At 72.5% G+C, this 17,250-nt stretch carries 15 protein-coding genes, 2 tRNA genes and 3 pseudogenes; 11 read left to right on the top strand and 9 right to left on the bottom strand.

Going from position 1 to position 17,250, the window contains the following annotated elements:
- Window positions 1–102: 102 nt before the first annotated feature.
- Window positions 103–1,200: an LLM class flavin-dependent oxidoreductase gene (locus ACZ7KF_RS17585; protein WP_471075034.1), complete on the top strand. Its 1,098-nt coding sequence runs from the start codon at window positions 103–105 to the stop codon at window positions 1,198–1,200.
- On the opposite strand, the gene ACZ7KF_RS17580 is transcribed toward ACZ7KF_RS17585, so the two are convergent.
- A complete protein-coding gene (locus ACZ7KF_RS17580; RefSeq protein WP_471075031.1) occupies window positions 1,179–2,984 on the bottom strand; it encodes a putative bifunctional diguanylate cyclase/phosphodiesterase in 1,806 nt (601 codons plus the stop codon). The two genes, ACZ7KF_RS17585 and ACZ7KF_RS17580, sit on opposite strands and share 22 nt — an antisense overlap.
- A gap of 320 nt (window positions 2,985–3,304) precedes the next feature.
- Here ACZ7KF_RS17580 and ACZ7KF_RS17575 point away from each other — a divergent pair, with 320 nt between their 5' ends.
- The gene (locus ACZ7KF_RS17575; protein ID WP_471075028.1) at window positions 3,305–4,564 is read left to right on the top strand and encodes a M6 family metalloprotease domain-containing protein; all 1,260 of its coding nucleotides are present in this window, start codon (window positions 3,305–3,307) and stop codon (window positions 4,562–4,564) included.
- A gap of 259 nt (window positions 4,565–4,823) precedes the next feature.
- On the opposite strand, the gene ACZ7KF_RS17570 is transcribed toward ACZ7KF_RS17575, so the two are convergent.
- The 5 genes and pseudogenes from ACZ7KF_RS17570 to ACZ7KF_RS17550 all read right to left on the bottom strand — a co-directional run.
- A tRNA-Lys gene (locus tag ACZ7KF_RS17570) sits at window positions 4,824–4,897 on the bottom strand.
- Window positions 4,888–5,457: a bifunctional DNA primase/polymerase gene (locus ACZ7KF_RS17565; protein ID WP_471075025.1), complete on the bottom strand. Its 570-nt coding sequence runs from the start codon at window positions 5,455–5,457 to the stop codon at window positions 4,888–4,890. The genes ACZ7KF_RS17570 and ACZ7KF_RS17565 overlap by 10 nt, the downstream gene beginning before the upstream one ends.
- 128 nt (window positions 5,458–5,585) lie before the next feature.
- Window positions 5,586–5,954 carry a hypothetical protein gene (locus tag ACZ7KF_RS17560; RefSeq protein ID WP_471075022.1) on the bottom strand — a complete coding sequence of 123 codons (369 nt, stop codon included), beginning with the start codon at window positions 5,952–5,954 and terminating at the stop codon, window positions 5,586–5,588.
- A gap of 137 nt (window positions 5,955–6,091) precedes the next feature.
- On the bottom strand, window positions 6,092–6,823 hold the full coding sequence (locus ACZ7KF_RS17555; protein ID WP_471075463.1) for a maleate cis-trans isomerase family protein: 732 nt from the start codon (window positions 6,821–6,823) through the stop codon (window positions 6,092–6,094).
- Window positions 6,824–6,976: 153 nt separating this feature from the next.
- Window positions 6,977–7,140: pseudogene (locus tag ACZ7KF_RS17550) on the bottom strand (maleate cis-trans isomerase family protein); the annotation flags it as partial.
- A gap of 118 nt (window positions 7,141–7,258) precedes the next feature.
- On the opposite strand from ACZ7KF_RS17550, the gene ACZ7KF_RS17545 reads away from it, so the two are divergent.
- Genes ACZ7KF_RS17545 through ACZ7KF_RS17535 form a run of 3 tightly spaced genes read left to right on the top strand, consistent with a single transcriptional unit; the run spans window position 7,259 to window position 10,655 of the window.
- Window positions 7,259–8,212 carry a D-2-hydroxyacid dehydrogenase gene (locus ACZ7KF_RS17545; RefSeq protein ID WP_471075019.1) on the top strand — a complete coding sequence of 318 codons (954 nt, stop codon included), beginning with the start codon at window positions 7,259–7,261 and terminating at the stop codon, window positions 8,210–8,212.
- 16 nt (window positions 8,213–8,228) lie between these two features.
- Window positions 8,229–9,647, top strand: coding sequence for an amidase (locus tag ACZ7KF_RS17540; RefSeq protein WP_471075016.1), 1,419 nt, complete (start codon window positions 8,229–8,231; stop codon window positions 9,645–9,647).
- A 36-nt stretch (window positions 9,648–9,683) separates the two neighbouring features.
- Window positions 9,684–10,655 (top strand): TolB family protein, encoded by a 972-nt coding sequence (locus tag ACZ7KF_RS17535; RefSeq protein ID WP_471075013.1) that lies wholly within the window; start codon window positions 9,684–9,686, stop codon window positions 10,653–10,655.
- A 26-nt stretch (window positions 10,656–10,681) separates the two neighbouring features.
- Here ACZ7KF_RS17535 and ACZ7KF_RS17530 read toward each other — a convergent pair.
- Window positions 10,682–10,968: pseudogene (locus ACZ7KF_RS17530) on the bottom strand (DUF3830 family protein); the annotation flags it as partial.
- Between the two features lie 31 nt (window positions 10,969–10,999).
- Here ACZ7KF_RS17530 and ehuB point away from each other — a divergent pair.
- The 6 genes from ehuB to ACZ7KF_RS17500 all read left to right on the top strand — a co-directional run bounded on the left by ehuB (window position 11,000) and on the right by ACZ7KF_RS17500 (window position 15,098).
- Window positions 11,000–11,917, top strand: a complete 918-nt coding sequence (ehuB, locus tag ACZ7KF_RS17525) for an ectoine/hydroxyectoine ABC transporter substrate-binding protein EhuB (RefSeq protein WP_471075010.1) — start codon at window positions 11,000–11,002, stop codon at window positions 11,915–11,917.
- Window positions 11,914–12,561, top strand: a complete 648-nt coding sequence (gene ehuC / locus ACZ7KF_RS17520; protein WP_225822820.1) for an ectoine/hydroxyectoine ABC transporter permease subunit EhuC — start codon at window positions 11,914–11,916, stop codon at window positions 12,559–12,561. The genes ehuB and ehuC overlap by 4 nt, the downstream gene beginning before the upstream one ends.
- Window positions 12,558–13,208, top strand: a complete 651-nt coding sequence (gene ehuD, locus ACZ7KF_RS17515) for an ectoine/hydroxyectoine ABC transporter permease subunit EhuD (protein WP_471075006.1) — start codon at window positions 12,558–12,560, stop codon at window positions 13,206–13,208. The genes ehuC and ehuD overlap by 4 nt, the downstream gene beginning before the upstream one ends.
- Window positions 13,198–13,980 (top strand): ectoine/hydroxyectoine ABC transporter ATP-binding protein EhuA, encoded by a 783-nt coding sequence (gene ehuA / locus ACZ7KF_RS17510; protein WP_471075003.1) that lies wholly within the window; start codon window positions 13,198–13,200, stop codon window positions 13,978–13,980. Before ehuD ends, ehuA begins: the two co-directional genes overlap by 11 nt.
- 195 nt (window positions 13,981–14,175) lie before the next feature.
- Entirely contained in the window at window positions 14,176–14,928 is a 753-nt protein-coding gene (locus ACZ7KF_RS17505) for an IclR family transcriptional regulator (protein ID WP_471075000.1), read from the top strand.
- Between the two features lie 96 nt (window positions 14,929–15,024).
- Window positions 15,025–15,098, top strand: a tRNA-Lys gene (locus ACZ7KF_RS17500).
- On the opposite strand, the pseudogene ACZ7KF_RS17495 reads toward ACZ7KF_RS17500, so the two are convergent.
- Window positions 15,064–16,721 (bottom strand): annotated as a pseudogene (locus ACZ7KF_RS17495) (AMP-binding protein). The gene ACZ7KF_RS17500 and the pseudogene ACZ7KF_RS17495 sit on opposite strands and share 35 nt — an antisense overlap.
- A 40-nt stretch (window positions 16,722–16,761) precedes the next feature.
- A complete protein-coding gene (locus tag ACZ7KF_RS17490) occupies window positions 16,762–17,226 on the bottom strand; it encodes a DUF3592 domain-containing protein (RefSeq protein WP_471074997.1) in 465 nt (154 codons plus the stop codon).
- Window positions 17,227–17,250: the final 24 nt, after the last annotated feature.

The raw sequence follows: 17,250 nt of genomic DNA, 5'->3' as shown, positions 1-17,250 counted from the left end.
GACGGACGGCCGGGCGGAACGGGCGGAGAGCCAGGAATAAACGGAGACTCCCTCCTGTTAGGTGCCTGAGGACAGCTCACGCTTGCAACAGGAGGCCACACCGTGTCGGCAGACGAGGCAGACGAGATCCGGGGGACCGTGCGCGGGACCGCCCCCGTCCCCCTCTCCGTACTGGACCTGGTGACCGTGGGCGCGGGCAGTACCGCCGGCGACGCCCTGCGCACCAGCGTCGCTCTCGCCCGGCTCGCGGAGGCCCGCGGCTTCCACCGGTACTGGGTCGCCGAGCACCACTCCATGCCCGGCGTGGCCTCGTCCTCGCCCGCCGTGATCCTCGCCCACCTCGCCGCCCACACCGACCGCATCCGGCTCGGCTCGGGCGGCGTCATGCTGCCCAACCACGCCCCCCTGGTGATCGCCGAGCAGTTCGGCACGCTGGAGGCGATGGCGCCGGGACGGATCGACCTGGGGCTGGGACGGGCGCCGGGCACGGACGGGGCGACCGCCGCCGCCCTGCGCCGCACCGACTCGCTCAACGAAGGCGCCGACGACTTCCCGCAGCAGCTCGCGGAGCTGACCCGGTTCCTGGACGACAGCTTCCCCGACGGGCACCCGTACGGCCGTATCCACGCGATCCCCGGCCCGGTCCAGGGCACCACCCCCGGCGGCGTGCAGTCCCCGCACCGCCCCCCGATCTGGCTGCTCGGCTCCTCCGGCTTCAGCGCCCGGCTGGCCGGCCTCCTCGGCCTGCCGTTCGCCTTCGCGCATCACTTCTCCGCGCAGAACACCATCCCGGCTCTCGACCTGTACCGGCAGACCTTCCGGCCGTCGGCGGTCCTGGCCGAGCCGTACGCCCTCATCGGCGTCTCCGCGATCGCGACGGACGAGGAGCGGGAGGCCCGACGGCAGACCCGGGCGGTGGCACTGAACATGCTTCGGCTGCGCACGGGCCGTCCGGGCCTGTTCCCCGACCCGGAGGACGTGGAGTCGTACGAGTTCACCCCCATGGAGGAGGAGTTCGTCGCCTCCTGGACGGCGAACATCGTGCACGGCACGGCCGACGAGGTCCGTTCCGGCCTGGACGATCTGCACAAGCGCACCGGCGCCGACGAGCTGATGCTCACCTCGCACGCGCACCGCGGCGAACTGCGGCTGCGCTCCTACGAGCTGATCGCGGACGCCTACGGGTTGCCGACCGCGTAGGTCTGCGTGTCCAGCAGCTCGGAGATACGATCCGGCGGCACCGGGCGGGAGTACAGCCAGCCCTGTCCGGTGTCGCAGCCGATCCGGCGCAGCCGGGTGGCCTGGGCCGAGGTCTCCACGCACTCCGCGGTGACCGTCAGCCCGAGCCGGTGGGCGAGCTGGATCATCGCCTCCACGATGACCTCGTCGGCGGGGTTGGGCATGGCTCCCTTGGCGGCCTCCTCGTACTGGAAGCCCCGCACGAAGGACCCGTCGAGTTTCAGCGCGGAGACCGGGAGCCGGCTCAGATAGGCCAGGTTCGAGTAGCCGGTGCCGAAGTCGTCGATGGCGATGCGCACGCCCATGTCGCTGAGGGCCTGGAGCGCCTGGAGGGGGCGGCCCGCCGAGCCCATCACCGCCGACTCGGTCAGCTCCAGCTGGAGCAGGTGCGGGGCGAGCCCGGTCTCCGCGAGGGTCTCCGCGACGTCGGCCACCAGGTCCGAGTCCCACACCTGCCGTACGGCCACGTTCACGCTGACGAAGATGGGCGGTTCGCCGGGGTGGTCCAGCTGCCAGCGGCGGGCCTGCCGGCAGGCGGTGACCAGCGCCCAGCGGCCGAGCGGCACGATCGAGCCGTCCTCCTCCGCCAGTCCGATGAACCGATTCGGCGTCAGCGTGCCGAACTGCGGGTGATGCCACCGGATCAGCGCCTCGACGCCGTTGAGCCGGCCGTCCTCCATGGCGACCAACGGCTGGTACTCCAGGGCGAACTCGCCGCGTTCGATGGCGGGGCGCAGGGTGGAGGACAGGGCCTGGCGCGTCATGCGGTGGGCGTTGCGCTCGGGGTCGAACAGCGTCCAGCGGGCCTTGCCGTCGGCCTTGGCCCAGTACAGGGTCGTGTCGGCCGCCTGCATCAGCCCCGTGGCCGTCGTACCGGCCGCGTGCCGCTCGACGACTCCGATGGACGCGGTCAGCGACAGCCGCTGACCGGCCAGATCGAAGGGCTCCTCCAGCGCCTTCAGCGCGGACTCGGCCAGCTCGGCGAGCTGTTCGGTGCCGGTGGAGTCCTCCACCAGCAGGGCGAACTCGTCACCGCCGAGCCGGGCCACCAGGGGGGTGACGGCGCGCGCATAGCCGGTCTCGTCGGCGACCAGGGTCAGCCGCTCGGCCACGGCCGCGAGGAGCCGGTCGCCGAAGCGGTGGCCGAGGGTGTCGTTGACGGCCTTGAAGCCGTCGAGGTCCAGATAGCACAGGCCGATCCGGCCGGTGCCGCCCTGCTCGTACGACTCCGCCTCCAGCGCCGCCGTCAGCCGCTCGAAGAACAGCGTGCGGTTGGGCAGCCGGGTCACCGGGTCGTGCATCTGCAAGTGCCGCAGTCTCGCCTGGAGTTCACGGCGGGCGCTGACGTCGGCGACCGACATCAGCACGCCGGACTCGCCGCCGGTCAGCGGGGCGACGGTGACCTGCACCCATACCGAGTGCCCCTCGCGGTGCTTCAGCCGGCGGGTGCAGCGCAGGCGGGCCTGCCGGCCGCGCAGCACCTCGCGGTAGGCGTGCCAGCTGCGGGTGTCCGAGGAGAGGTCCACCAGGTCGGCGGCGACCCGCCCGGTGAGTGTGTCCGGATCGATACCGAGGAGTTCGCCGAGGGCGGTGTTCGCGTGGACGACGAGTCCGTCGGAGGCCACGACCGCCATGGCGAGCGGGGCGGTCGCGAAGACACGGTAGTAGGTGGTGTGGTGACTGTCTGTGACGGCTGACCGGTCGAGGTCTGCCGCGGGCGTCGGCCCTTCGGAGGTTCCGCTCACCGCTCGCTCCCGCAGTGCACTCGATCTCTGTCCGTGCCGGAAAGTGTGCCGATCATAGAGGCTGGCCCCGGGCCCTTCCAGCCACTCACCAGTGTCCCGGACCGAGGACAGGTTCTGACAGATCGTTTCTGCCCGCACCTGGACAGGTTCTTCGGCCTCTCGACCAGTTGTGACGTTCCGTGAGTGATTCGGGATGTCGAGCGCCGTGGTGCGCGGGCGTGCGCGGGGGGCGCGCTCACCCTTCTGGTGCAGGTAAACAGGGCAAAACACATGGAACACCTGCAATCTGGGTGCGGTCCCGCGAACCGTATCCGGAGGTCATGTCCGTGCCCAAGCTGCGCAGCACCGCCGCCGTGTTCACCACGATGTCGGCGCTCGCCGCGACCTCGATCCTGTCCGGTCAGTCGGCCGCCGAGCCCTTCTCGACGGCCCCGTGCGCCCTGCCCCGCACCGAGGCCCACCACTCGGAGGGGGTGGACACCTGGAGTCCCGCCTACACCCGTCCGACCGGCGCGCTCGATGCGGTGCTGGTCTTCCTCTCCTTCCCGGACGCCGCCCCGCGCACCACGCCGGCCGAGCTGACGGCCGACCACTTCCCGGCCACCAGCCGGTTCTACGAGCAGTCCTCCTACGGCAGGTTCACCCTGCGCCCGCACCCGCTGAAGCACTGGCTGCGCATGCCGCGCCCGTCGACGGCGTACGCCATGCGGCGGGACTGGAGCGCCGAGGACCGGGCCGCCTATCTGCGCGACGCGTTCGCCGTGGCCGACAAGGAGGTCGACTTCTCGCGCTATCCGGTGGTGTATTTCGTCGCCGACCCGGACGCGCCCGGCGTCGACTCGGACGCCACGAAGGTGGTGAACCTGGACACGCCGCTGCGCATGGACGGCACCGACGTCCGCCGGGTCGTCACGGTGTTCGAACACCATCCCCCGGACCGGCTCGTCCTGGCCCACGAGACCGGTCATGTCTTCGACCTGCCCGACCTCTACCACCGCCCGGTCGACGGCAAGGGCGACTGGGACACCTACGTCGGCGACTGGGATCTGATGGGCAGCCAGTTCGGGCTGTCACCGGATCTGTTCGGCTGGCACAAGTGGCGGCTCGGCTGGCTGGATCCGCGCCAGGTGGTGTGCGTGCGGGGTGCCGCGCCGGCCCGTCTCACCCTGGAGCCCCTGGAGGCGGGGCCGGGTGTCCCGGTGCAGGGCATGGGCGGGGCTCCCGCGTTCGGTCTCGGCCACGGGGTCAAACTGGCCGTCGTGCGCACCGGCCCGGACAGCGCCCTCGCCTTCGAGGCCCGCGGCGCGGCCGGGAACGACCACGCCTCCTGCCGACAGGGGATCCTGATCTACCGGGTGCACGGCGGCTCCGCGTCCGGAGACGGCCCGGTCCAGGTCGTGGACGCCCATCCGCGTACCGAGGCGTGCTGGGAGAACTCGGTCTACCCGCCTCTCGCCGACGCCCCGGTCGCCCTCGGCGAGAGCTTCACCGTGCCCCGGGAGGGCGTGCGGGTGGAGGCGGAGGGACGCACGGCGTCGGGAGCGTGGACGGTGAAGATCACCCCGGGCATGAAGGGCTGACCCCACGGCCTCTTCCGGGCCGGCCTCGGCGGCAGCGAACCGGAACCGCCCGGCGTCCGGGCCCCCCGCTCCCGGCCGACGCCCACCGCGGCAAGCCGGACCGGCCGCCCGCCGCCCCCGCCCCTCGGCCGACGCCCCCTGCACCGGCTTGAAGGGGGGTGTGGGTGGCGAAGCCCCCACACGCGCGGCGAAGCCGCGCAAAAACAACGATGGCGAGCCGGTCCACGCATTCCGTGGACACGACTCGCCATCGCCATCGTGCGCCGCCAGGGACTCGAACCCCGGACCCGCTGATTAAGAGTCAGCTGCTCTAACCAACTGAGCTAGCGGCGCCTGCTGACGTCGTAGACCTTAGCATCCTGGTCGGCGGGAGGAAAAATCGAAATCCGCACGGCGGCCCGGGCGGCTCGTACGGCCGCCCAGAGCACCACCTCCGGGCCGGGCAGCCAGGGGTGCCGGGTGTCGGGGGCGACCAGCCAGCGGGCGGCACCGGGGGTGTCGCCGCAGGTCAAAGGAGGCGCAGTCACGGCGTCACCGGGTCCGTGGCACAGCAGCGGCGGTACCTCCTGCGCACGGTGCGACCCCCACTCCTCCCAGGCCATCAGCGAGGGCAGCCGCTGAGCCGTGCCCGGGGCGGCGAACAGCAGCGTCCGGCCCCGGTACACCGCGACCGGCCCCGATCCCGCCCCCTCGTCCCACAGCCGGTCCAGCATGCGGCGCCCGAACATCGCGGGGGCGCTCACCACGTCGAAGACGGTGCCGCAGGGCAGGACGACCGGGGCCTGGGGGCGCTCCTCCCACAGGGCCAGGGTGCTCCGCGGAGACGTTCCCGCCGACGCGAGCCAGGCGACGCCGTCGGAGCTGACACGGGTGACGTTCGGTGCGCTGCTCATGACACCCACATGTACAGCGGGTGAGCGGAGCGTTCTGCTGAGTTGCCGAAAGCCGGGACAGCGGCGGCCGGGAGGAGTATCTTGCCCGCCTGGCATATGCCGCCGGGCTGCTCCCCGGCATCCGTGGCCTACAGCGGATCGGCGGGCGTCCGCGCGTCGCCCTTCCCCCGCATCAGGTCCCGTCCGAACTCGACCATCTTCTTCGCGTAGTCCTCGGTCCACTCGGCCTGCTCGGCGATGTCCGCCGGGGTCAGCCGGTCGAACCGGCGCGGGTCGGAGAGCTGGGCCGCCGCGACGGCCTGGAACTCCACGGCCCGGTCGGCGGCCGCCCGGAACGCCTGGGTCAGCTCCGTCGCCCGGACCAGCAGCGCCCGCGGATCCTCGATCGACTCCAGGTCGAAGAAGTGCTCGGGATCCGAGGCCGCCTCCGCGGGCTCGAAGAGCAGGGGCGCGGGGCGTAGCCGCGGTTCGTTACGACGCGGCGTGGGCTCCGCCATGTCTCGTCTCCTCCTCGTACGATGTCGCCGGCACCGCCTTCGGGTGGGCCACCGTCCATTGTCCCGCGCCCGCGCAAGGGGACGTGGGGCCGAGGAGATCCGTGTGCCGCGGCCGGGGGACCGGGGAGCGCCGGGGCCTACGTCTGCACCAGCGGCTCCCGGGTGAACAAGGTCCCCAGGGACGGCGCGTTCACCCGGCGGTCGGCGAGCCGCAGGCCCTCCCACACGGTGACCTGGTTCGCCGTGAGCACCGGCTTGGACAGGGCCTTCTCCAGCAGCCCGAGGTGCGCGGCGGTGTGCAGCGCGCTGTCCGGCAGCAGCACCGCCTCCGCGTCGGAGGTGTCCGCGGCCCGCGCCAGCGTGAGCACGTCCTCCTCGCCCCACGTGCCGACCTCCGCGGCCGTGACGATCCCGGAGGACCGCGTCCCGGTCACCTCCAGGCCGCCGGCCCGCAGGAAGTCCGCGAACAGCGCGGCGATCTCCTCCGGGTAGGTCGCGCCGACGGCGACCCGCCGTACCCCGATCTCCCGCGCCGCGTGCACGAAGGCGAACGACGTCGAGGAGGCGGGCATGCCGGCCAGCCGGGCGAGGGTGCGGACCTGCTCCTGGGCGCCCGCCCAGCCGTGCACGAAGCCGCCGCTGGTGCAGGCCCACACCACCGTCTCGACGCCGGCCAGCCGCAGTCCCTCCACGCCCCGGGCGAGCCGCTCGGGGGAGCCCATCTCGCGCAGCGCGTCCACCCGGTGCGCGTCCTCGCCGATGTCGGTGTGGAACAGGTCCACCCGGACGTCACTGCCCAGGAGCTGCTCGATGCGTGGATAGTCGTCCTCGGCGGAGTGGCCCGGGTAGAGGAGTCCGAGTGCGGTCATGACCAGCCTTCCTGCTGTTCTTCCGGCAGTACGGGCCTTATCCGGGCAGCAGCGTCCAGCAGCGCCTGACAGGGCCCCACGGCTCGGGTACCCCATATCGGCGCAGCGCCGCCCACATCGTGACCTGGTTGGCCGACAGGACGGGCATCCGCAGTTCGCCTCGGCCGGCGCGAACGGGGTCCGGGTCAGGCGCAGCGAGACCTCGTCGGGCACCCAGTGCCACAGCTCGGGGTCCAGGGCGAAGTCGAAGGGGCCACCACGCCCACCCCCCGCCGGGGGCGGGGGCCGCCGAGGAAGGAGATGTCCGTGGCCGGCACCGGCCTCACACGGGGCGACGGGTGGACAACGGATCGTGCGCACGCCCGTGTTGACGAAGGTGGGTTCGGGTGCGAGCGTGGTCAATCCGCGCATGCCAGACGCCGGGAGCCGCCCCGCATGACGCCGTCAGTCCCCACCGTCCTGGTCCTCGACGCCGATCCGCCGCCGCGGCTCGGCCGCCTCACCGGTCGCGCCCGGATCGTGCACACGGACGCGGCGCACCTGGCCGAGCGGCTGCCCGCCGCCGACGTGCTGCTGGTGTGGGACTTCACCTCGCGGGCGGTGCGGGAGGCGTGGCCCGGCGGCGGGCCCCGGCCGCGCTGGGTGCACACGGCGAGCGCGGGCGTGGATCATCTGCTCTGCCCGGAGCTGGCCGCCTCGGACACGGTGGTGACCAACGCGCGAGGGGTCTTCGACCAGCCGATCGCCGAGTACGTGGCCGCGCTGGTGCTGGCGGTCGCCAAGGATCTGCCGCGCACCCTGGAGTACCAGCGGGAGCGGACCTGGCGGCACCGGGAGACCCGACGGGTGGCGGGCACCCGTGCGTGCGTGGTCGGCTCGGGCCCGATCGGCCGGGCGATCGCCCGCATGCTGAAGGCCCTGGGCGTGACGACGGCGCTGGTCGGGCGGGTGCCGCGCACGGGTGTGCACGGCCCGGACGACCTGGACCGGCTGATCTCCCGCGCGGACTGGGTGATCGCGGCGGCTCCGCTGACGGAGCAGACGTACCGCATGTTCGACGCGCACCGGTTCGGCGTGATGCAGCCCTCGGCGTTCTTCGTGAACGTCGGCCGGGGCGACCTGGTCGACGAGGAGGCCCTCGGCCGCGCGCTGGCCCGGCGCTGGATCGCGGGCGCGGCCCTGGACGTGTTCACCGCCGAACCGCTGCCCGCGGACAGTGCGTTGTGGGAGCTGCCGGGGCTGATCGTGTCCCCGCACATGAGCGGCGACACGGCCGGCTGGCGGGACGAACTGGGCGCGCAGTTCCTGGAGTTGTACGAGAGATGGGCGGCGGGCAGATCTCTGCCGAACGTGGTCGACAAGACGCGTGGATACGTGCCCGGCCACTGAGCCCCTGGGAGGGTGCATGCAGCTCACCGACCTGACCGCACGCCGGCTTCTCGACGGTTACCGCAAGGGCGAGTTCAGCCCGGTGGAGGTGACCGAGGAGGCGCTGGAGCGGGCGCGGCGGAGCCTGCCGGAGGTGAACGCGTTCGTGCGGCTCACCGAGGAGGACGCGCTCGCCCGGGCCCGGGAGTCGGCGGAACGCTGGCGGCGCGGTGAGCCGGCCGGGCTGGTCGACGGGGTGCCGGTGACGGTCAAGGACATCCTGCTGCTGCGCGGGCATCCCACCCTGCGTGGCTCGAAGACCATTTCCGAGCAGGGCAGTTGGACGGAGGACGCGCCTGCGGTGGCGCGGCTGCGCGAGCACGGGGCGGTGTTCCTCGGCAAGACGACCACGCCCGAGTACGGCTGGAAGGGCGTCACCGACTCCCCGCTGACCGGGATCACCCGCAACCCGCACGACCTCACGCGCACCGCGGGCGGCTCCAGCGGGGGCAGCGCGGCGGCCGTCGCGCTCGGCGCGGGCCCGCTGTCGCTGGGCACGGACGGCGGCGGCAGCATCCGCATCCCGGCCGCGTTCTGCGGGATCTTCGGGCTGAAGCCGACGTACGGCAGGGTGCCGCTGTATCCGGCGAGCGCGTTCGGCACGCTGTCGCACACGGGGCCGATGACCCGGGACGCGGCCGACGCGGCCCTGCTGCTCGATGTGATCGGCACGCCCGACGCGCGCGACTGGTCGGCGCTGCCCGCCGCGCCGGGCTCCTTCACGGAGGCGCTGGGGGGAGGCGTGCGGGGGCTGCGGGTGGCCTACTCGCCGTCGCTCGGCGGCCAGGTGGCGGTCCAGCCGGCGGTGGCCGCGGCGGTACGGCGGGCGGTGGCCTCCCTCGCGGACCTCGGGGCGTACGTCGAGGAGACCGACCCCGACTTCAGCGACCCGGTGGAGGCGTTCCACACCCTGTGGTTCAGCGGCGCGGCCCGGCTGACCCAGAGCTTCTCCCCGCACCGCCGGCAGTTGCTGGACCCCGGGCTGCGGGAGATCTGCGCGCGGGGTGCCCGGATGAGCGCGCTGGAGTATCTGGCCGCGGTGGACGTCCGGATGGGCCTGGGGCGGCGGATGGGCCGCTTCCACGAGCGGTACGACCTGCTGGTGACGCCGACGCTGCCGGTGACGGCGTTCGGGGCGGGGCTGGAGGTGCCGGCGGGGTCCGCTCACCGGCGCTGGACGGGGTGGACGCCGTTCACGTACCCCTTCAACCTGACGCAGCAGCCGGCGGCGACCGTCCCCGTGGGCGCGGACCCGGCGGGGCTGCCGGTGGGCATGCAGATCGTCGCCGCCCGGCACCGCGACGATCTGGTGCTGCGGGCCGCGCACGCCCTGTACGAGGCCGGGGCGGCGGGTGCCGCCGGGCCAGGTCCTGCGGGACCGGGACGCCGAGCGTAGCCTCGAAGGAGCACGTGGTACGGGGAGATGGTGGCCATGAGCCTGCGGTTACGGTGCAGGACGGCCGGTGTGCTGACGGTCGTCGTGCTCGCGCCCTGGTCGGCACCGGGCGCGTCCGCCGCACCACCCGATGCCTTTCCCGGGAGCAACGGACGGATCGTCTTCGTGAGCGACCGGGACGGCAACGACGAGATCTACACGATGAACGCCGGGACGACGCCCGCGGATCGCGCTTCGCTCAGGAGGCTCACGAACAACTCGGTGCCCGACCGCGATCCGGTCTTCTCCTCCGACGGAAGCAAGATCGCCTTCGCGAGCCTGCGCGACGACAACTGGGACATCTACACCATGAACGCCGACGGCACGGACGAGACCAGGATCACCACGGACGCGTCGGGTGAGTTCCAGCCCACCTTCGCCCCCGGGTTCACCCGGCCGCGGCAGACGATCGCCTTCACGAGCACCCGCGACGTCTCCGGCGCGCACCCCTTCAACCACGAGATCTACCGGCTGGATCCGGAGAGCGCCGGGCTGGCCATGCAGCTCACCTTCGATCCCGAGCTGGACACGGAACCGGCGTGGTCCCCGACCGCCTGTCGGATCGCCTTCTCCAGCAAGCGCGCCGGCGGCAACCGCGACCTCTACGTCATGGGGTGCTCCGGTCTGGACACACGGCGGCTCACCACGGGACCGTCGAACGACTCCTGGCCGTCCTTCTCCCCGGACGGGACGAAGATCGCCTTCCAGAGCAACCGGGGCGGCAACACCGACATCTACGTGATGAACGCCGACGGCACCGGGGTGCGGCAGATCACGAACGACGTGTCGGAGGACTGGCAGCCGGCGTTCTCACCGGACGGCGCCTGGGTCGTGTACACCTCGTGGAACGGTCTCGGCAACGCCGACATCTACGCAAGGAAGCTGGACGGGACCTCGGAGCAGCGCCTGACCAGCGGGCCGGGTGAGAGCACGCGCAACACGCAGCCCGACTGGCAGCCGGTCCCTTAGCGGGGAGCCGGCGACACCGGGGCCCTGCCCGGTTCGGTGCCGGTGAAGAAGAAGTGACGGAGGCCGCCGGGGATCGGGGTGACCGTCGGGTTCTCCGGTGGGGGTTCGGTGGAGGCGAGGGGCGGGAAGAGGGCGCGGATCCCGGTGCGCGCGAACGCGGCGTGGACGACGTCGCCCGCGAGCGGCAGGACCTCCCCCCGCCGCGGCGCAGGTCAGGGGCGCGCGGCCGGGTCAACAGGCCTGCCGGGCCGTGCACATCGCGCCGGGTCCGCGAGGCGGTGACGCGTCGTTCGGCCGTGAAAAGCGGGTGCATAGCCCGGTTGCGCTTGGGTAGCCGCGCCGCCATGGCTCCACCACTTGGGAACGACGTACACACGATCCGGTCGGAACGCAGACACACCCGGCGCTCGTTGCTGGCGGGCCTCGCGGCGTTCGGTGCGCTGGGCGCGGCGGGCTGTACACGGGTGGCGTCGGCGTCCGGCAAGGGCGGCGGCGATCTGCTGGAGAGGCTGCGCGCCCAGGGGGTCGTACGGCTCGGGATCGCCGGTGAGATCCCCTTCGGCTACATCGACAGGGACGGCAATCTCACCGGGGAGGCGCCCGAGCTGGCGAAGGCGATCTTCAAGCGGCTCGGGGTGGACCGGGTACAGCCGGTGCCGACCGAGTTCGGCTCGCTGATCCCGGGGCTGAACGCGCAGCAGTTCGACGTGGTGGCCGCGGGCATGTACGTCACCCCGGACCGCTGCGAGCAGGTGATCTTCGCGGATCCGGACTACCGGATGCCCGACGCCTTCATCGTCCGCAAGGGCAATCCGCTGGGGCTGCGCACCTACGCGGACGCGCTGCGCCGGCACGCCAAGGTGGCCACCGGCACCGGGTACGCGCAGATCCAGCACGCCGTGGAGGCGGGCTACAAGGAGAGCGACCTCGTCATCGTCCCGGACCAGGTCGCCGGGCTGAACGCGGTGGAGTCGGGGCGGGTGGACCTGTTCACGGCCACGGCCGTCACCGCGCGGCTCGTCGCGCGGGACTCCGCCAAGGCCGAGTCGACCGAGCCGTTCGTGGCGCTGGTCGACGGCAGACCGAAGGCGGACGGCGGCGCGTTCGCGTTCCGCCGGACGGAGACCCGGCTGCGGGACGCCTTCAACGCCGAGCTGCACAAGCTGCGCCGGAGCGGGGAGCTGTACCGGATCGTCCGGCCGTTCGGCTTCACCAAGGCCGAGATGACGACCCTGACCGCGAAGGAGTTGTGCGGCTCATGACCCGGGGACTTTGGGCTCACGTCCTCCAAGGGATAGGCACCACCCTGCAGTTGCTGGTGTACAGCGCGCTGCTGGCCGGCGCGGTCTCGTTCGTCGTCGGTGCCGCGCGCACCCACCGCTCGCGGCTGGTCCGCTTCGTCGCGGCCCTCTACACCGAGGTGTTCCGCGGCATCTCCGCGCTGGTGATGATCTTCTGGGTGTTCTTCGTGCTGCCGGTCGCCTTCGGCTGGCAGCTGGTGCCGATGTGGGCGGGCACGCTCGCGCTGGGCCTCACCTACGGCGCGTACGGCGCGGAGATCGTGCGCGGCGCCCTGCGGGCGGTGGACCCGGCCCAGCGGGAGGGCGGGATCGCGCTCGGCTTCTCGCCCTGGCAGCGGCTCCGCCTGGTCCTGCTGCCGCAGGCGGTGCCCGAGATGATCCCGTCCTTCTCCAACCTGCTGGTGGAGCTGCTCAAGGGCACCGCGCTGGTGTCCATCACGGGCATGGGCGACCTGGCGTTCAGCGGCAACCTGGTGCGCCTCGCCCTCCAGCAGAGCGGCCAGATCTACACGTATCTGCTGCTGATCTACTTCGTGATCGCGTTCCTGCTCACCCGCGGGATGCGCGGTCTGGAGCGCCGGCTGAAGGCGGAGGTGGCCCGATGACCTGGGACTGGGGAGCCGTCTCCGACTTCATGCCCTTCTTCTGGAAGGGCCTGGCCGTCACCCTGGAGGCGCTGGCCCTGGGGTCGCTGATCTCGTTCGCGCTGGGGCTGGTGTGGACCCTGCTGCTGCGGACGCCGACCCGCTGGGTGCGCTGGCCGGTGGGGGTCTTCACGGAGTTCGTGCGGGACACCCCGCTGCTGGTGCAGCTGTTCTTCCTGTTCTACGTGCTGCCCGAGGCGGGTGTGACCCTGTCCCCGCTGACCACCGGTGTCCTCGGGCTCGGGCTGCACTACTCGACGTACACGATGCAGGTCTACCGGGCCGGTATCGAGGCGGTGCCGGCGGGCCAGTGGGAGGCCGCGACGGCGCTGAGCCTGCCGGTGCGGCGCACCTGGACGGCGGTGATCCTGCCGCAGGCGGTCCGCCGGGTGGTGCCGCCGCTCGGCAACTACGTCATCGCGATGCTGAAGGACACGCCGATGCTGATGACGATCGGCGTGCTGGAGATGCTGGGCCGGGCGCGGCTCGTCTCCCAGCAGCACTTCCAGTTCACCGAGCCCCTGACGCTGATCGGGGTCGCCTTCGTCGTCGTCTCGTATCTGGCCTCCCTTCTTCTGCGCACCCTGGAGCGACGTCTTGTCCGTTGAGACCAGCAAGCAGCCGGCCGTGACCGGCACCCTGCCGACCGAGCTGATACGTCTGGAGGGCGTGACCAAGCGGTTCGGCGACAACACCGTCCTCGACGGTCTGGACCTGTCCGTGGACGCGGGCCGGCACGTCACCCTGATCGGCCCCTCCGGCTCCGGCAAGACCACGATCCTCCGTCTGCTGATGACGCTGGCGAAGCCGGACGAGGGCACGATCACCGTCGACGGGCAGCGGCTGTTCCCGGCACCGGAGAAGCAGGTCCGGGAGGTGCGCAAGAAGATCGGGATGGTGTTCCAGCAGTTCAACCTGTTCCCGAACATGTCGGTGCTGCGGAATCTCACCGAGGCCCCGGTCCGGGTGCTGGGCCTGTCGAAGGACGAGGCCGAGGCGCGGGCCCGGGAGCTGCTGGACCTGGTGGGCCTGGCCGACAAGTGCGACGCGCGGCCCACCCGGCTCTCGGGCGGGCAGCAGCAGCGGGTGGCGATCGCCCGGGCGCTGGCGATGCGACCGCAGGTGCTGCTGCTGGACGAGGTGACCTCCGCGCTCGACCCCGAGCTGGTCGCGGGCGTGCTCGACCTGCTCCGGGACATCGCGCGCTCCACCGACATCACGATGCTCTGCGTGACCCACGAGATGGGTTTCGCCCGGGACATCTCCGACCAGGTGCTGATGTTCGACGGGGGCCGGGTCATCGAGACGGGCCCGCCGGAGAAGATCTTCGGCGACCCGGAGCAGGAGCGCACCCGGGAATTCATCAGCGCGGTGCTGTGAACGCGGGGGTGCGGGAGGGAACAGCCGAGGTCCCGTCACTGGGGCATGCCTCTGGCATATGCCAGAGGATCTCCGCCCCAGTTGGGGGCGCGGGCGCACGGGGCACAATCTCGCCAACCCCCTCTCCCGGTCGGCCCTTTGACGGCTATCGTGGAGACGGTCCGCCGACCCGGACCGCGGCCGAGGGGGAGCGCCATGAGAATCGAGCCGACCGCCCCGTACCACTCCGCCCAGGACGCGCTGCGCGTGCTGGAGACCGTGGCCCGGCACGCCGCCGGCGTCACCGTCACCGAGCTGGCCCGCCGCACCGGCCTCGGCCCCGAGCGGCTCACCGCCCTGCTGCTGATGCTGCGCCGCGAGGGCTATGTCGAGCAGATCACCGACGGGGCGTACGTCACGGGTGAGACCCTGCGGCGGCTCACCTCGGCGCACGACCGGGAGCAGGCCCTGCGCGACAAGCTCCAGCACACCCTGGACCGGCTGCGCGACTCGGTCGGCGCGGCCGTCTACATGAGCCGGTACGTCGACGGCGAGGTCCGGGTCACCCAGTACGCGGCCGGACCGGCCACCCCGGCGGTCAACGAGTGGGTGGACTTCCGCTACTCCGCCCACGCCACCGCCGTCGGCAAGAGCCTGCTGACCCAGCTGGACCACAACGCCCGCCGCGATCACCTCTCCCGGCACAAGATGGCCCGCCTCACCTCGCGCACCATCACCAGCGACAAGCTGCTGCTGTCCCGCCTGGAGTCGCAGCCGCCCACGGTTCCGGTGCTGGACCTCCAGGAGTACGCGGTGGGCACGGTCTGCGCGGCCGTCCCGATCACCGCGGGCTCCTCCGTCGGCTGCCTGGCCCTCTCGCTCCCGGTGGAGGACGCGCACCGGCTGAAGCAGGCCGCGGACGCCCTGAACCGCAGCGCGGCACCGGTCCTGCTCTCGCTGACGCTCTAGGCGGCCACCGAGGTGGTCACGAGCACCGCTCAGGACCAGGTAGTATTTTCTTCGTCGCCGGCCGCGGGAGCGAAAAACCGCGGTGGCGGGAGTCATGCGCCGCTAGCTCAGTTGGTTAGAGCAGCTGACTCTTAATCAGCGGGTCCGGGGTTCGAGTCCCTGGCGGCGCACGAGATCGAAGGGTCCTTCGCGGAAGCGAGGGGCCCTTCGGCGTCTTCCGCGGTCAGTCTCCGGTACGCCTCCTCCCCCGGTGGACGCCACCACACGGGATCCGCGCAGGCGTACCCCTCCCGGCGCAGCCGCGCCCGCTCGATCTTGTTCGTCGCCGTCACCGGCATCCGCCGCACCACCCGTACGAACCGGGGTGCCATCTTCGTCCCGAGGTCCGGCTGGGCCCGCAGGAACGCCGCGAAGCCCACCGGGTCGAAGCTCCCGGCGACGGTCGCCATCACCTGGTCGCCGGTGACCGGATCCGGTACCCCGTACACGGCGACGGCGTCGGCGCCCGCGTACCGGGCGACGATGTTCTCGATCATCGCGGCGGCCAGGTTCTCGCCGTCGACCCGGATCCGGTCGTCGGTACGGCCCGCGAAGTAGAGGTAGCCGTCGGTGTCGCGGTAGAACAGGTCGCCGGTCCAGTAGGCCCCCGCCCGGCGCCGCTCGGCCTCGGCGGCCGGGTTGCGCCAGTAGCCCTCGAAGGGGTTCGGGGCGCGGTTGACCAGTTCGCCTATCGCCTGTGCCCCGTTGAGCAGCCGCCCGGCCGTGTCGAAGACGGCCGGCGGGCACTCCCGTCCGGTGGCGGGGTCCAGCACCGCCAGACCGGGGCCGGCCGGGCCCACCGCCCCCGCCGGGGTCCCGGGCGCCCACTGGATCGCCGCCCCGCCCTCGGAGGAGCCGTACCCCTCCACCAGCCGTACCCCGAAACGCCGCTCGAAGGCCGCCGCGTCCACCGCGCCCGCCTCCGTCCCGAAGCCGAGCCGCAGCGGATTGTCCCGGTCGTCGGGGCGCGGCTCGGTGGCGAGGACGTACTGGACGGCCCGGCCGACGTAGGTGAAGTAGGTCGCGCGGTATCGGCGTACGTCGGGCAGGAAGCCGGAGGCCGAGAAGCGCCGGCGCAGGGCCACCCCGGCGCCTGCGGCCAGCGCGGGCGCCCAGTCCGCGATCACCGCGTTGCCGTGGAACATCGGCATGCAGACGTAGTGCACGTCGTCCGGGCCCACCCCGAACTGCCGCACCAGGGCCTGCCCGGCCGCCGCCAGCCGGCCCTGGGAGCAGAGCGCGGCCTTGGGGGCGCCGGTGGAGCCGGAGGTGAAGTACAGCAGCAGCCGGTCGGCCGGGGCCGCCCGGGAGGGGTCGGGCACGGCACCCGAGTAGGGCGCGAGGAGGGCGGCGTATTCCGGGGTGTCCGTGACGAGCAGCCGGACGGCGGGCAGGTCCAGCCCGGCCAGCAGGGGGAGGTGGGCCCGCTCGGTGACCAGCAGCGGGCACTCGGTGTGCCGGATGTCGCGGGCCAGTTCGGGACCGCGCCGGGTGGGGTTGACGCCGGCGACGGCCGCCCCGGCGAGGGCCGCGGCGCCGAGCCAGAGCGGGAACTCCTCGGTGTTGTCGAGCAGCACCCCGACGTGCGGTACGGCACCGGGCGGGAGCAGGTCGGCCAGCAGCGCGGCCCGTGCGGCGGCGCCGGCGGCCACCTCGTGGTGTGTCAGCACCCGGTCCTCGCACCACAGCCCGGGCCGGTGGTCACCCCAGCGCGCCGCGATCAGCGCGGCGACCGTGTGCGGCGTGGTGTCCATGGCCGCGCACGGTAGCTGACATGGCGTCAGATGGGGAGGGCTACGGCATGAGGCCGCCCGACTCGGCGAAGATCGTGTGGGCGAGGATCATGAAGCCGACGCAGAAGGCGCCCGCCACGCCGAGGAAGGCCAGCCCGCAGCCGGTGCCGGCGGCGAGCCTGCCGGGCGCCGGCGGCTTGGCGGTGGCCTGCTGGGGCAGTTCGGGGAGGTAGCGCACGGTCACGAAGTCACCCTCCAGGACGGTCCCGGGACCGTCCTCCTCCTCGAAGCGGACCGTGCGGCCCTCGCGGGTGGTGAACTCGTAGACGTGGTGCAGGGTCGTGTGCACGGACGTGTCCCCGCCGCCGCCACTGGTCGTGGTGTACGTCCGCAGACAGCGCGCCTCGGCGGTCAGGCCGTGCGCCCACGTCCTGCTGATCCGCCGGGCGCGGCGGACCAGCAGGTACGCGGCGAACGCGAAGCCCGCGAGCATGAGGCCGGGCACGGCGTAGAAGAAGAGCTCCATGGTGTCCCCCGAGGTCGGCGCCGG

The organism is Streptomyces sp. NPDC038200 (assembly GCF_055600785.1).
The sequence above is the reverse complement of the archived record's forward strand: the minus strand, read 5'-3'. Positions and strand labels throughout refer to the sequence as shown.

What these genes read in the sequence shown, in the direction of transcription:
- ACZ7KF_RS17545 (WP_471075019.1), top strand. Translation starts at nt 7,259, where the DNA reads ATGACGCCGTCAGTCCCCACCGTCCTGGTCCTCGACGCCGATCCGCCG.
- ACZ7KF_RS17490 (WP_471074997.1), bottom strand. Translation starts at nt 17,226, where the DNA reads ATGGAGCTCTTCTTCTACGCCGTGCCCGGCCTCATGCTCGCGGGCTTC.
- ehuC (WP_225822820.1), top strand. Translation starts at nt 11,914, where the DNA reads ATGACCCGGGGACTTTGGGCTCACGTCCTCCAAGGGATAGGCACCACC.
- ACZ7KF_RS17560 (WP_471075022.1), bottom strand. Translation starts at nt 5,954, where the DNA reads ATGGCGGAGCCCACGCCGCGTCGTAACGAACCGCGGCTACGCCCCGCG.
- ehuB (WP_471075010.1), top strand. Translation starts at nt 11,000, where the DNA reads ATGGCTCCACCACTTGGGAACGACGTACACACGATCCGGTCGGAACGC.
- ACZ7KF_RS17540 (WP_471075016.1), top strand. Translation starts at nt 8,229, where the DNA reads ATGCAGCTCACCGACCTGACCGCACGCCGGCTTCTCGACGGTTACCGC.
- ACZ7KF_RS17535 (WP_471075013.1), top strand. Translation starts at nt 9,684, where the DNA reads ATGAGCCTGCGGTTACGGTGCAGGACGGCCGGTGTGCTGACGGTCGTC.
- ACZ7KF_RS17565 (WP_471075025.1), bottom strand. Translation starts at nt 5,457, where the DNA reads ATGAGCAGCGCACCGAACGTCACCCGTGTCAGCTCCGACGGCGTCGCC.
- ACZ7KF_RS17505 (WP_471075000.1), top strand. Translation starts at nt 14,176, where the DNA reads ATGAGAATCGAGCCGACCGCCCCGTACCACTCCGCCCAGGACGCGCTG.
- ACZ7KF_RS17555 (WP_471075463.1), bottom strand. Translation starts at nt 6,823, where the DNA reads ATGACCGCACTCGGACTCCTCTACCCGGGCCACTCCGCCGAGGACGAC.
- ACZ7KF_RS17575 (WP_471075028.1), top strand. Translation starts at nt 3,305, where the DNA reads ATGTCCGTGCCCAAGCTGCGCAGCACCGCCGCCGTGTTCACCACGATG.
- ehuD (WP_471075006.1), top strand. Translation starts at nt 12,558, where the DNA reads ATGACCTGGGACTGGGGAGCCGTCTCCGACTTCATGCCCTTCTTCTGG.